Consider the following 12,948-nt stretch of genomic DNA (forward strand, 5'->3'; position numbering starts at 1 on the left):
AATGCGTTCTTTCCTGCGAACGCGCTGATGGCTTCCACATCGCCGGCGATTGCCAATGTGCCCTTCCTTGCCTATCTGATGGGAGAAGAAGCTCGTCGTCGCGCCGGCGCGGGCAAACGGCCCGTTACGTTTCATGTTCAAAGCACTGCTGCGCCTGTTGTCCATGGTCATGCTTGCCATCGCCGTCATCATGGCGGTGCTGGATGCGACGCGGTCGATCGCGGCGAGCGCCCTTGTTCTGACGCCGCTAGGCGATTCCTGGGCCGCAGTGGCGCCGTCGACGCTGGAAACGATCGAACGATCGATTTCAGAGAATTTGCCGGGCTTCTTCTCCGATCCGCTGGCGACGGGCTTTCTGAGCCTGCCGGGGTTTGCGGTGTTCGCCGGCCTTGCGCTGCTGCTTGCAATTGCGGGGCGCAGGCGAGAACGCACCGCCAGCCGGTTCATGGTACAGCGCTGACAATGCCCGCAAGGGCGAAAGGAGCGAAGAGATGTTCTTTCTGAGCGACATGCTGAACAAGAAGCTGAAGCTGCCGACCGCCAAGGACGCGCTGCCCGGCCGTGAGCGCGCAATACCGACCGCGTCCAAGCACCATGTCTCAAAACGCCCGCTGCATGGCCCCTATCCGGAAGGGCTGGAAGTCGCCTATTTCGGCATGGGCTGCTTCTGGGGCGCCGAGCGCCTGTTCTGGGAAACGCCGGGCGTTTGGGTGACGGCGGTGGGCTATCAGGGCGGCGTGACGCCCAATCCGACCTATCAGGAAACCTGCACGGGCCTCACCGGCCATGCCGAGGTGGTAATGGTCGTCTACGACCCGTCCGAGGTCTCCTATGCGGAGCTGCTGCGGATTTTCTGGGAAAGCCACGACCCCACGCAGGGCATGCGCCAGGGCAATGATGTCGGCACGACCTACAGATCGGCGATCTACACCACCACCGATGCCCAGCACGCCGAGGCCGTCGCCTCGAAAGAGGCCTACGAAAATGCGCTGGCTGCTGCCGGCCGTTCGCGCATCACCACCGAGATCGAGCCGGCGCCTGCGTTCTATTTCGCGGAAGCCGACCACCAGCAGTACCTTGCCAAGAACCCGTTCGGCTATTGCGGCCTGAAGGGCACCGGCGTCGCCTGCGCCGTTCCCGCACCCGCCAGCGCCTGATTGCAACGGCAGACCGCGTAAGGCTGAGCGCCGGAGCCACTTGGTTTCCGGTGCTCCTGCTCTTATCCAAAAGGTCAAAATTCTGCGTGAGTTTTTGCAACGCTCGTGCAACAGTAAAATCTGAGCGGGGGCTCAAACCCCTGCCGGACGGGGGTAGCCGCTTGTTGCAAGCCGGCAGCTCGCGTCGTGAAGCCAAAAAAGCAACCGACAGGGTGTGGATCATATGAAGCGTTTTGTTCTCGGCCTTCTGGCCGCCACCGCGATGACCGCTACGGCATTCGCGCAGGAAGATATCAAGCCGGGTCTTCTGTTCGACCTCGGCGGCAAGTTCGACAAGTCGTTCAACGAGGCATCGTTCGGCGGCGCCGAGAAGTTCAAGTCCGAAACCGGCATCGAATATGTCGAGTTCGAAATCTCGAATGACGCCCAGCGCGAGCAGGCGCTTCGCCGCTTTGCCGAGGATGGCCGTAACCCGATCGTCATGGCCGGTTTTTCGTGGGCGTCCGCGCTCGAAATCGTCGCCGAGGAGTTCCCGGATACCGATTTCGCCATCATCGACATGGTGGTCGACAAGCCGAATGTGCGCTCCGTCGTCTACAAGGAACAGGAAGGTTCCTACCTTGTCGGCGTGCTGGCCGCGATGGCATCCGAGACTGGAACGGTCGGCTTCGTCGGCGGCATGCAGATCCCGCTCATCGGCAAGTTCGAGTGCGGCTACGCATCGGGCGTGATGGAGACCAACCCGGAAGCCACCGTCATCCGCAACTACACCGGCGACACGCCGGCAGCCTGGAACGATCCGACGCGCGGCGGTGAAATCACTCGTTCGCAGATCGATCAGGGCGCGGATGTTATCTACCATGCGGCGGGCGGAACGGGCGTTGGCGTCCTTCAGGCTGCGGCGGACGCCGGCAAGCTCGGTATCGGTGTCGACTCCAACCAGAACGGCATGCATCCCGGCAGCGTGCTGACCTCGATGCTCAAGCGCGTCGACGTTGCCGTCTACAATGCGTTCACGGACGCCCAGAAGGGTGAGTTCAGCGCCGGCATCAACGTGCTCGGCCTCGCCGAGGACGGCGTCGGCTATGCCGTCGATGAAAACAACGAGAAGCTCATCACCGACGAGATGAAGGCCGCCGTCGAGGAAGCCAAGGCGAAGATCATCGCCGGCGAGATCGAGGTCCACGACTTCATGAGCGACAATTCCTGCCCGTACTGATCGGGAACGGAAGTCTTGCAGCGAACCGCCGGGCGCGAGCCCGGCGGTTTTCTTTTGGCGCATGAGTTTTCGCGCTCTGTGCAATGACCGACCGCCGTTCATTGCCTATCGTGGCCCGCAATGAGCTCTGATTCCTTCCGCCCCTCCCATGCAATCGCGCCGCGCCTTGCGGCGATCGTGTTCATCCTGCTTGCAGGTGTGCTGACAGGCGCGCAGCTCGGCAAGATCGCGCCGCTCATTCCCTGGTATCGCAACGAGGTCGGGTTTTCGCTGGTCGAGGCCGGCTGGCTGGCGGCGATCCTCGGCATTTTCATTGCGTTGGCCGCTCTTCCCGCGGGCTGGTTCATCGACCGGATAGGCCTCAAGCGTTCCATCCTGACCGGTGCACTGCTCCTGGCAGCAGGTGGTATCGCGCTCGCGCTGGCGGAAACACCCGTTGCGATCTTTGCGGCAAGGCTGGTCGAGGCTGTCGGCTATCTTGCCCTGTGTGTGGCGTTGCCGGCCATTCTCGCCGACATCTCCCCGGTCAACTGGAAGGGGCCGGTGCTGGCGATCTGGAGCGGGTTCGTCCCGCTGGGTTTCGCAACGTCGGATTTTATCGCGCTGGCGATGCTGCCACTCTACGCGCCCCCGGCCTACCTGCTTGTCATGGTGCTGCTGTTTGTCGTTCTGGCCGCCGGCGCGCTCTGGCTCGTCAGCGGCATTGCGGTTTCCGCGCCGGCAGGCGCGACGGGCGGCGTGTCGAAGACCTTGTCGCTGCCGGTCGTGCTGGTGGCCGTCGCATTCGGCGCGTTCGTGGTCCTGTCCGTCTCCATGTTCACCTTCATGCCAACCTTCGTGGCCGGCGATGGCGCGCATTTCCTCATTTCCGCCGGCGTGGTCGCGCTGAGCGTGCCCGTCGGCAACATTCTCGCCAGCGTCCTGGTGAGAGGTAGAGGCGCGGGCTACATGGCGCGGCTTGCCGTGTTCGGCTTCGCTGTCAGTGCAGCAACCGCGGTTCCGGCCTTCACGCTTGCGGACCCTGTGCTTGCGACAGTTTCGGTCTTGGCGCTGGCAATCTCGGGCGCTCTGGTGGCGTCCGCGCAGTTCGCGGCAATTCCTTTCATTACGCCTCGCGACGGCTCGGTTCCCGTGGCCATCGGTCTCGTCTGCCAGGCTGGCGGCCTCGGCACCGTGTTCGGCCCACCATTGGCGGCATCCGTGGTCGAGGCGTCCGGTTGGTCCGGCTTCGGATGGTTCCTGTCGGCGGTGGCCGTTGTGGGCCTCGCCTGCATGCTTCCTATTCTGAGCCGATACCCGGCAGCGAAAGCTAGCGTGGCGGACGCACCGCGAACCCCTTGACCAGGATCGGTCCGGTCGGACGGCCGACCGGCGAGCCGGGCGCGTCTTCAAGCGTGATCTCGTAAAGTTGTTCCGGCCGGGGCGTCGGCTGGTCGGGCCCTTGCAGGGTGATCTCGGTAGAGCGTCCGAATGTCCCGAGAGACACCGGGCCGACCTCGCGGTCGTAAAGTGTCCAGACTTCGAGGGTCTTGCCCTGCGGCACCTCGAAATCGACCAGCGGAACGATTCGGACGGCATCGTTTCCGTAGGCTTCGACGAAAGCGCCCGGCGCATTGTCTTCATCGGCCAGCACGACGACGACGACCGGCTCGGGCGCAGGTCCCATCGCCTGCCCGGACAGATAGCCGACGCCCAGTGCCCCGATCAGGCAGGCGGCGATCAGTCCCCCGCGCCAACCGGCGGACTGGTGTGCGTAGGGCCGCTTCAACTGGAGTATCCCCTTGCGGCTGGGGTCGGGCGCTTGCAAGGTTGTCAAATCGAGGCGCTCACGGGCGATGTCTGCCGCGGTCATCTGCGGCATGTCGGCAATCCGCGCGGCAACCGTCTGCCACATATCGCCGGGAACCTCGGCGGGCGCCACGTCCTTGTCGAAGGCATGGAAGCGTTCGGCGAGATGGATGACGCAGTCGCGAAACTCCGCATCGACCTCCATGTCGCGTTCAGCGCGCGTGCGCTCCTTCTCGTCCATCAGGCCAAGCACATAGTCTCCGGCACGCGCCATGCGTTCCTCGCGACTCATGACATGCACTCCTGCAACGCGATGACGCCGCGCCTGATCCAGGCCTTCACGGTGCCGATCGGCGCCTTCAGCCGCCCTGCGATTTCACCGTGGGTGAAACCTCCGACATAGGCCAGGACGATGGAGCGGCGGCGTACGGGTTCAAGCTGGTCCAGGCAGCGCCGCAGGTCGCTTGCTGCTGGCAGTGCCTCATAGGCGAGATCCGCCTCCCCACCGGCATCGCCCAGCGCGGCAAGCGTCTGCGGCTCGACGAATTCCATCCGCTGCCCGTCGCGGATCATGTTCAGGGCGCGGTTGCGGACGATCGTGGTCATCCAGACCCGGCCGGAGCCGCGGCCTGGATCGAAAAGCGTCGCCTTGCGCCAGATTGTCACGAATGCTTCCTGCACCGCTTCCTCGGCGAGGTCCGCGCGGCGCACGATGCGGCGCGCCACGGCCACGAGGCGACCGGCCTCGATCTTGAAGAGCTCTGCCAGCGCGCCGCGCTCTCCAGCGGCAACCCGCCCCAAAAGAAGGGTACACGCATCGTCATGATTGTCCGCGGTCATGCAGCGACTGCTCTCCTCGCCTTGGTCAGCCTGTTATGCAGATTACACATGAAATCCTCCGAACGATGCAAACAAGACAAAAAATAATTGCTGTCGCTGCATCCAGCAGGCGTGCCTCGTGGGTAACCACAATGCGGACATGTGCCGCCAACGCCATTTTACATCTAGAGGAGACAAGCCATGAAGCCCACTACCCGGACAATCATCCGCTCCACGCTCGCTGGCGCATCGTTCATCGCGCTGACTGCAGCGGCCACCGCAGCGCCCGCTGTTGGCCTTGTCGGCGATAAGACCCTCGTGTGGTTCGACACCGACAATGCCGAAGTCACGCGCAGCGTCGAGGTTGAAGGCGTCGATAGCCTGATGGGTATCGACGTTCGTCCTTCGAACAACATGCTCTACGGCGTCGACGGCAACGGCATGATCGTGACGATCGACCTGGAGAGCGGCGCTGCTACCATGGGTGCCGAGCTGTCGGAGAAGCTGCCTGACGGCGTGACCGCCAGCGTCAACTTCAACCCGGTCGCTGACAAGCTTCGCCTGATGGGCTCGGATGGCACCAATCTGCGCATCGATGTCGAGACCGGCGCTGCGACTGTCGACGGGAGCCTCAAGTTCGAGGCCGGCGACGCGAATGCCGAAGCCACGCCCAACGTGGTGGCGACCGCTTACACCAACGGGCTGGACAAGCCGGAAAAGACCTCGATGTGGGACATCGACGCGTCGTTGGGTGCGCTGCTGCGCCAGACGGCACCGAATGACGGCACGCTGGCCACCATCGGCATGCTCGGTATCGAAGGCGCCGATCACTACGCCATCGATTTCGAGGTGCGCGCCATCGACGACAACGTTCTCTGGCTTGCCGCCGGCAACGGCCTCTACACCGTCAATGTGGAAAGTGGTGCAGCAACCATGGAGTCCGAATTCAGCGGCCTCGACGGCACGCTGCGCGACATCGCCATCCTGCCGGCCATGTAAGTTCGTATCCCAACCTGCGAAGCCGCCGCTACCAGTGCGGCGGCTTCGTCACCGGCACGTCCGGTGAAGCCTGTTCTTCCAGTTCCAGGAAACGTTCGGTCAAGGCGTCGAGCTTGCGCTGCAGCTTGTCGATCGTCTTCCACTGTTCGGCGATCTCCTGCGACAGCTCCGAAATGGTCTTCTCCTGCTCGGCCGCCAAGATTTCGAGTTGGGTCAGGCGCGCCTCGTCGCTCATGCCGTGATGCCTTCCAGAGCGGCGCGCAGACCGGGATCGAGCTGCGTCGGCCGGCGCGTTGCGCGATCCACATAAACGTGGATGAAGAAGCCTTCGGCAGCCGCCGTCTGCTCCTCGTTGCGAAAAAGTCCGACTTCGTAGCGCACCGACGACGAGCCGAGCCGGGCCACCCGAATGCCGGCCGTGACCATGTCGGGAAACGCCATCTCCGAGAAATAGCGGCAGCCGGTTTCCACGACCAGCCCGATCTGCTCGCCCTTGTGGATGTCGAGTACGCCTTGTTCGATCAGCCAGCCATTCACCGCCGTGTCGAACAGCGAATAGTGCACCACATTGTTCATGTGGCCGTAGAGGTCATTGTCCATCCAGCGCGTCGCAATCGTGCGGAACGCGCGGTAGTCGCCGCGGCTCGATGGGGTGGGGCGCTCGCTCACCACGCCGCCCGATAGATCGCCAGCGCGTCGGCCTCGTTTACGTCGCGCGGATTGTTGACCAGCAGGCGCTGCTGCTTCATCGCGTCTGAAGCCATCTTGGCCAAATGCTCCTCGCCGATGCCGACATCGCGCAATCGCGGTTGCAGCCCGACATTGCGCGACAGCCTCGCCAGTTCCTCAATGAAGGCCGCGCAGCGACCTTGCACGCCGTCCTCGGCGGCGAGCTGCGGAAATGCATCGGCCGCGATCTCCGCATAGAGATGCGCCGCATCCGGCGCGTTGAAGCGCAGCACATGCGGCAGCACCAGCGCGTTGGAAAGCCCATGCGGAATGTGGAACGTGCCGCCGATCGGATAGGCAAGCGCATGCACCGCGGCCACCGGCGAATTGGCGAAGGCCTGGCCCGCCAGCATCGAGCCCAGCAGCATCGCGCCGCGCGCCTCGATGTTGGTGCCGTCGAGTACGGCCGTCTCGATGTTGGCGCCCAGCAATTGCAGCGCCTGACGGGCCAGCATCCGCGACAGCGGGTTGTTGTTGGCGTTCCTGGACGCATAGGCCTCGATCGCGTGCACCATGGCATCGATGCCGGTCGCGGCGGTAATTGCCGGCGGCAGGCCCAGTGTCAGCTCGGCGTCGAGAACCGCGATGTCGGGCAAGATGATTGGCGAGGACACGCCGCGCTTTTCTTCCTCGCCAACGGTGATGATGGAGACCGGCGTCACCTCCGATCCGGTGCCCGCAGTGGTGGGCACCAGTGCCAGCGGCAGGCGCGGCCCTTTGGCCTGCGCCACGCCCCAGGCCGTGTCGAGATCCTCTCCGGAGCCGATCAGCAGGGCGGCGAGCTTGGCGACGTCGAGCGACGATCCGCCGCCGAAACCCGCGAGACCCGTGGCGCCTGCAGTACGGCCTGCTTCCACCGCCTTTTCAAGTGTCTGGCGCGAAGGGTCCGCCTCGACCGCGTCGAAAATGGTGACGGTCGCACCCTCCGCCTCCAGCGATGTTATCGCATTGTCGCAAAGCCCGAGCTTGCGCAGGCCGGGATCGGTGACGAACAGCACCACCCGTCCGAGCTTGCGGCCGGCGAGCGCGCCGAACCGGCGCGCGGCCCCCGGCTCGAAGATCACGGATGGGGTTGTGTTGAAGGTGAAGGGGGCAAAGGCGTGGGTATCCATGCCGTCGAAATTGACAAGGGCGCGCTGATTTGTCGAGAGTGAACCGGGATTGTGGCAAGTTGAGCGCATTGGCAAGGCGGAAATCGCCATGCTAGATGTCTTGACCAAACGATAAAAACAAAGTTCCAGAGGGGTTGATCGGGCGCATGGCAGAAGCTGCGATCGAACTGGTCGGCATAAACAAGAGTTTCGGCGCGGTTCACGCCAACCGGGACATCCATCTCGAGATTCCGCGCGGCACCATTCACGGCATCATCGGCGAGAACGGCGCGGGCAAGTCGACCCTGATGTCGATCCTGTACGGCTTCTATCAGGCCGACAGCGGCGAGATTCGCGTGTCGGGGAAGCCGATCCAGATCGGCACGCCGAACGACGCGATCGCGGCCGGCATCGGCATGGTCCATCAGCACTTCATGCTGGTGCAGAATTTCACCGTTGTGGAAAACGTCATTCTCGGCGCGGAAGGCGAGGCGCTTCTGGGCTCCTCCATCGCCAAGGCGCGCGCGGAACTCGTGCGGCTGGAGAAGGAATACGGCCTCGAAGTCAATCCCAACGCGATCATCGAGGAACTGCCTGTCGGCCTGCAGCAGCGCGTGGAAATCCTCAAGGCGCTCTATCGGGGCGCCGAGATCCTGATCCTGGACGAGCCGACCGGCGTGCTCACGCCGGCCGAGGCCGACCATCTGTTCCGTATCCTCGCCCAGTTGAAGGACGAGGGTAAGACCATCGTCCTGATCACGCACAAACTACGCGAGATCATGGCCATCACCGACAACGTCTCGGTCATGCGGCAGGGCCAGATGGTTGCCACGCGCAAGACCGCCGAAACCACGGTCGAGGAATTGGCCGAGCTTATGGTCGGGCGTCGCGTGCTGCTACAGGTGGAGAAGGGCGCAGCCAAACCCGGCGAGTTCAAGCTTTCGGTCAAGAACCTGACGGTGAAGGATTCGCGCGGCGTGACCATGGTCAACGAGGTCTCCTTCGACGTGCGCGCCGGCGAGATCGTCGGCATCGCAGGCGTTGCCGGCAACGGCCAGTCCGAGCTTCTTGAAACCATCGCCGGCATCCGCCGCGCCGAATCCGGCACCGTCATGCTCGACGGCAAGCCGATCGACGTGACCGGGCTGGCCGACCCCGGCGAGTTGCGCGACAGGGGGCTCGCCCATGTTCCGGAGGACCGGCATTATGTCGGCCTCGTCCTGCCGTTCGAGGAATATGAGAACTCGATCCTCGGCTATCACGACCACAAGCAGTATTTGCGAGGGCCCTTTCTCGACATCGAGGCCATCCGCGCCGATGCGCGCGAAAAGATCGAGAAATACGACATCCGCCCCGCCAACGAGCGGTTGAAGACGGCCAATTTCTCCGGCGGCAACCAGCAGAAGATCGTGCTGGCGCGCGAGATGGAGAAGGACCCGGGCGTTCTGGTCGTCGGCCAGCCGACGCGCGGTGTCGACGTCGGCGCCATCGAGTTCATCCACAAGCGCCTCATCGACATGCGCGACGCCGGAAAGGCCGTGCTGCTGGTCTCGGTGGAGCTGGACGAAATCCGCTCGCTGTCCGACCGCATTCTCGTCATGTTCGACGGTCGCATCGTCGGCGAGCGCGACGGCGAGGCCAGCGAAGGCGAACTGGGCCTGCTCATGGCCGGCGTCGAACAACAGGAGGCCGCGGAATGAGCGCGCCCTACGCAAAGCTTCCGGCCTGGGCCGACTATGGACTGATCCCCGTCATCAATCTCGTCGTCGCCTTCGCGGTCGCGGGGCTGGTCGTGCTGCTGGTGGGGGAGAACCCTTTCCGGGCAGCCGCCATCATGGTCGAGGGCGCGTTCGGCGGCGGTCGCAACATCGCCTACACGCTCTATTATTCGACGAGCTTCATCTTCACCGGCCTTGCTGTCGCGGTCGCCTTCCACGGCGGCCTGTTCAACATCGGTGGCGAGGGGCAGGCCTATGTCGGCGGGCTCGGCGTCGCGCTGGTTTGTCTGGCGTTTGATTCCATCCTGCCCTGGTGGCTCACTTTTCCGCTCGCCATTCTCGGCGCGGCGGCCATCGGTGCGGCCTGGGCCTTCATTCCCGCCTATCTGCAGGCCAGGCGCGGCTCGCATATCGTCATCACGACGATCATGTTCAACTTCATCGCCGCCAGCCTGATGGTCTATCTGCTGGTGGGCGTGCTCAAGCCCACCGGGTCGATGGCGCCGCAGACCCGCACCTTCCTCGATGGCGGGCAGCTCCCCAAGCTCAACTGGCTGATGGAGGCGTTCGGCTTCACCGTGCGCTCATCGCCCTTCAACATATCGTTTCTGCTGGCGCTGCTCTGCGCCTTCCTCGTCTGGCTGCTGATCTGGCGCACGAAGCTGGGCTACGAGATTCGCACCCAGGGCTTCAGCCCCAAGGCTGCGCGTTATGCCGGCATCGGCGAGGCGCGTATCATCATCATCACCATGATGATCTCCGGTGCGCTCGCCGGCATGATGGCCCTCAACCCGGTGATGGGCGACCAAAACCGGCTTCAGCTCGATTTCGTCACCGGCGCGGGCTTCGTCGGCATCGCCGTGGCGTTGATGGGCCGCTCGCATCCTGCCGGCATCGTTCCGGCCGCCATCCTGTTCGGCATGCTTTACCAGGGCGGCGCGGAACTCGCCTTCGAGATGCCCAACATCAGCCGCGACATGATCGTCATCATCCAGGGCCTCGTCATCCTGTTTGCCGGCGCGCTCGAGCACATGTTCCGGCCCTCGGTACAGGCTCTGTTTGCAAGCCTCAGTCCGAAGTCCATGGGCGTGACCGCTGCCCGGCAGGGAGACGCCTGAGATGGAGTTCTTCAACACCCTCGTCGTCATCCTCGACTCGACGATCCGCCTGTCGATCCCGCTGCTGCTGGCCTGCCTCGCTGGTCTCTATTCCGAGCGGTCCGGCATCTTCGACATCGGTCTCGAAGGCAAGATGCTGGCCGGCGCGTTCGCCGCCGGCGCGGCTGCAGCCGTCTACGGCTCCGCGTGGTATGGGCTCGGCGCGGCGATCCTGGTTTCAGGGTTCCTGGCGCTCGTTCACGGCTTTGCCTCGATCACCCATCGCGGCAACCAGATCGTCTCGGGCGTTGCCATCAACTTCATAGCTGCCGGCTCCACCATCATTCTCGGTCAGGCCTGGTTCAGCCAGGGCGGTCGCACCCCATCGCTCGGCGGCGACAGCCGCTTCGGTGCCATCACCCTTCCGTTTGCCGAGGCCGTGCGCGATGTTCCGATTGTCGGCTACGTCTATTACGAGCTGATTTCCGGCCAATCGATCCTCGCCTATTTCGCCTTCTTCATGGTCTTCGCCACATGGTGGGTGCTGTTCCGCACCCGCTTTGGCCTGCGCCTGCGCGCAGTGGGTGAAAACCCGGCGGCGGTCGACACCGCCGGCATCTCGGTCACATGGCTGCGTTATCGCGCCGTGCTGATCACCGGCGCCCTTTGCGGCGTCGCGGGCACCTATCTGGCGCTGACGCAGAATGCCGGCTTCGTCAAGGACATGACCGCCGGTCGCGGCTTCATCGCGCTTGCAGCCCTCATCTTCGCCAAGTGGCGGCCTGTGCCGGCGATGTTTGCCTGCCTGCTGTTCGGCTTCCTCGATGCGCTGGCGATCCGCCTGCAGGGCACGCCCTTGCCGCTGGTCGGCCGTGTGCCGGTGCAGTTCTTCCAGGCGCTGCCCTATGTGCTGACCGTGATCCTGCTTGCAGGTTTCATCGGCAAGGCGATCCCGCCGCGCGCCGGCGGCGTGCCCTATGTGAAGGAGCGTTGAGTGAAATTGTTCGAGTGCCGCCATGTCGCATGATCTTTTCCTTGCCGCGCGCGAAGCGATGGCGAAGTGCCATGCGCCCTATTCCAGATTTCCGGTCGGTGCCGCGCTCCGCACCGAAGACGGGCGCATCTTCGCCGGCGCGAACATCGAGGTCGCGTCCTATCCCGAGGGCTGGTGCGCGGAAACGACGGCGCTCGGCCACTATGTGATGGGTGGTGGCGGCAGGATCACCGAGATCGCGGTGGTCGCCGAAAAGATGCCGCGCATCACGCCCTGCGGCGGCTGCCGCCAGCGGCTAGCCGAGTTCGCCGGGCCGGACGCATGGCTTCACCTGTGCGACGAAACGGGTGTCGTCCAGACACTGACCATGGGCGAGATTCTGCCGCTGGGCTTTGCCGGAGACATCCTCAAATGAACCGCACCATTGCGAAGATCACCGAGGCGCTGGAGGGGCGCACGCCCAAGACGGCGCTGGTTCTGGGCTCCGGGTTGGGCAGCCTCGTCGACGAGGTCGAGAACGCGGTGCGCATTCCCTATGCCGAATTGCCGGTCTTTCCGCACAGCGGCGTGACCGGCCATGCCGGACAGCTCGTCGCCGGTGACCTCGGCGGCACGCCTGTCATCATGCTGGCCGGACGCGCCCACTATTATGAGCACGGCAATCCCGCAGCGATGCGGCCGGCACTGGAGGCGCTGACCGGCATCGGTATCGAGAAACTGATCCTCACCAACGCGGCCGGCTCGCTGGAGCCCGATATGGGCCCCGGCTCGGTGATGCTGATCACTGACCACATCAATTTTTCCGGCACCAACCCGCTCTTCGGCGAGCCGACCGATAGACGCTTCGTCGGGCTCACCGAAGCCTACGACGCCGGCATGCGCGCCGCATTCGAGAAGGCCGCGGAAGCGACGGGCACGGCGCTCCACAAGGGCGTCTACATGTGGTTCTCCGGGCCATCCTTCGAAACGCCGGCGGAGATCCGCATGGCGCGCATCATGGGCGCCAACGCAGTGGGCATGTCGACCGTGCCGGAGGTGATCGTCGCGCGTTTCCTCGGCCTGCGCGTGGCCGCGTGTTCCGTCATCACCAACCTCGCCGCCGGCATGACCGGCAGCGAGCTTTCGCATGACGAGACGAAGGAGATGGCACCGCTCGGCGGCCAGCGTCTCGCAACGATCCTGAAGAAGATGTTTGCCGACGGGACGGTGGACGGGTAGGCGAGCGGATATGAAGGCATCCTCTCGCGCCCCCCTCTGGCCTGCCGGCCATCTCCCCCACGAGGGGGTAGATCGGCAGTTTCACGTTCACCGCTCCTTCTGCAACGTCGGCGATTGGC

At 64.2% G+C, this 12,948-nt stretch carries 15 protein-coding genes; 10 read left to right on the forward strand and 5 right to left on the reverse strand.

What is annotated here, in order from left to right; genetic code table 11:
* Positions 1 to 133 precede the first annotated feature (133 nt).
* The 4 genes from V1479_RS03555 to V1479_RS03570 all read left to right on the forward strand — a co-directional run bounded on the left by V1479_RS03555 (position 134) and on the right by V1479_RS03570 (position 3,717).
* On the forward strand, positions 134 to 460 hold the full coding sequence (locus V1479_RS03555) for a hypothetical protein (RefSeq protein WP_368801693.1): 327 nt from the start codon (positions 134 to 136) through the stop codon (positions 458 to 460).
* A 31-nt stretch (positions 461 to 491) separates the two neighbouring features.
* Positions 492 to 1,157 (forward strand): peptide-methionine (S)-S-oxide reductase MsrA, encoded by a 666-nt coding sequence (gene msrA / locus V1479_RS03560; protein WP_368801694.1) that lies wholly within the window; start codon positions 492 to 494, stop codon positions 1,155 to 1,157.
* A gap of 223 nt (positions 1,158 to 1,380) precedes the next feature.
* A complete protein-coding gene (locus tag V1479_RS03565; protein ID WP_173188075.1) occupies positions 1,381 to 2,376 on the forward strand; it encodes a BMP family lipoprotein in 996 nt (331 codons plus the stop codon).
* 120 nt (positions 2,377 to 2,496) lie between these two features.
* A complete protein-coding gene (locus tag V1479_RS03570; protein ID WP_368801695.1) occupies positions 2,497 to 3,717 on the forward strand; it encodes an MFS transporter in 1,221 nt (406 codons plus the stop codon).
* On the opposite strand, the gene V1479_RS03575 is transcribed toward V1479_RS03570, so the two are convergent.
* Together V1479_RS03575 and V1479_RS03580 are read right to left on the reverse strand one after the other, a co-directional pair.
* Entirely contained in the window at positions 3,686 to 4,456 is a 771-nt protein-coding gene (locus V1479_RS03575) for an anti-sigma factor (RefSeq protein WP_368801696.1), read from the reverse strand. The two genes, V1479_RS03570 and V1479_RS03575, sit on opposite strands and share 32 nt — an antisense overlap.
* Positions 4,453 to 5,004, reverse strand: coding sequence for a sigma-70 family RNA polymerase sigma factor (locus V1479_RS03580; protein ID WP_368801697.1), 552 nt, complete (start codon positions 5,002 to 5,004; stop codon positions 4,453 to 4,455). The genes V1479_RS03575 and V1479_RS03580 overlap by 4 nt, the downstream gene beginning before the upstream one ends.
* 180 nt (positions 5,005 to 5,184) lie before the next feature.
* On the opposite strand from V1479_RS03580, the gene V1479_RS03585 reads away from it, so the two are divergent.
* Positions 5,185 to 5,982, forward strand: coding sequence for a DUF4394 domain-containing protein (locus tag V1479_RS03585; protein WP_368801698.1), 798 nt, complete (start codon positions 5,185 to 5,187; stop codon positions 5,980 to 5,982).
* A 28-nt stretch (positions 5,983 to 6,010) separates the two neighbouring features.
* On the opposite strand, the gene V1479_RS03590 is transcribed toward V1479_RS03585, so the two are convergent.
* The 3 genes from V1479_RS03590 to V1479_RS03600 are packed head-to-tail and all read right to left on the reverse strand — an operon-like array spanning position 6,011 to position 7,823.
* Positions 6,011 to 6,217, reverse strand: a complete 207-nt coding sequence (locus V1479_RS03590) for a SlyX family protein (protein ID WP_173188064.1) — start codon at positions 6,215 to 6,217, stop codon at positions 6,011 to 6,013.
* Positions 6,214 to 6,651: an acyl-CoA thioesterase gene (locus tag V1479_RS03595; protein ID WP_368801699.1), complete on the reverse strand. Its 438-nt coding sequence runs from the start codon at positions 6,649 to 6,651 to the stop codon at positions 6,214 to 6,216. The genes V1479_RS03590 and V1479_RS03595 overlap by 4 nt, the downstream gene beginning before the upstream one ends.
* Positions 6,648 to 7,823, reverse strand: a complete 1,176-nt coding sequence (locus tag V1479_RS03600) for an iron-containing alcohol dehydrogenase (RefSeq protein ID WP_368801982.1) — start codon at positions 7,821 to 7,823, stop codon at positions 6,648 to 6,650. Before V1479_RS03600 ends, V1479_RS03595 begins: the two co-directional genes overlap by 4 nt.
* A 146-nt stretch (positions 7,824 to 7,969) precedes the next feature.
* Here V1479_RS03600 and V1479_RS03605 point away from each other — a divergent pair, with 146 nt between their 5' ends.
* Genes V1479_RS03605 through V1479_RS03625 form a run of 5 tightly spaced genes read left to right on the forward strand, consistent with a single transcriptional unit; the run spans position 7,970 to position 12,829 of the window.
* Positions 7,970 to 9,502, forward strand: coding sequence for an ABC transporter ATP-binding protein (locus tag V1479_RS03605; RefSeq protein ID WP_368801700.1), 1,533 nt, complete (start codon positions 7,970 to 7,972; stop codon positions 9,500 to 9,502).
* On the forward strand, positions 9,499 to 10,638 hold the full coding sequence (locus V1479_RS03610) for an ABC transporter permease (protein ID WP_368801701.1): 1,140 nt from the start codon (positions 9,499 to 9,501) through the stop codon (positions 10,636 to 10,638). The genes V1479_RS03605 and V1479_RS03610 overlap by 4 nt, the downstream gene beginning before the upstream one ends.
* Position 10,639: 1 nt before the next feature.
* Entirely contained in the window at positions 10,640 to 11,611 is a 972-nt protein-coding gene (locus V1479_RS03615) for an ABC transporter permease (RefSeq protein ID WP_368801702.1), read from the forward strand.
* A gap of 22 nt (positions 11,612 to 11,633) precedes the next feature.
* Complete coding sequence (gene cdd / locus V1479_RS03620; RefSeq protein ID WP_368801703.1) at positions 11,634 to 12,026, forward strand: cytidine deaminase; 393 nt, start codon at positions 11,634 to 11,636, stop codon at positions 12,024 to 12,026.
* Positions 12,023 to 12,829, forward strand: coding sequence for a purine-nucleoside phosphorylase (locus V1479_RS03625; protein ID WP_368801704.1), 807 nt, complete (start codon positions 12,023 to 12,025; stop codon positions 12,827 to 12,829). The genes cdd and V1479_RS03625 overlap by 4 nt, the downstream gene beginning before the upstream one ends.
* The last annotated feature ends 119 nt before the right edge of the window (positions 12,830 to 12,948 follow it).

It is taken from the genome of Neoaquamicrobium sediminum (genome assembly GCF_040970315.1).
GTDB lineage: Bacteria > Pseudomonadota > Alphaproteobacteria > Rhizobiales > Rhizobiaceae > Aerobium > Aerobium sediminum.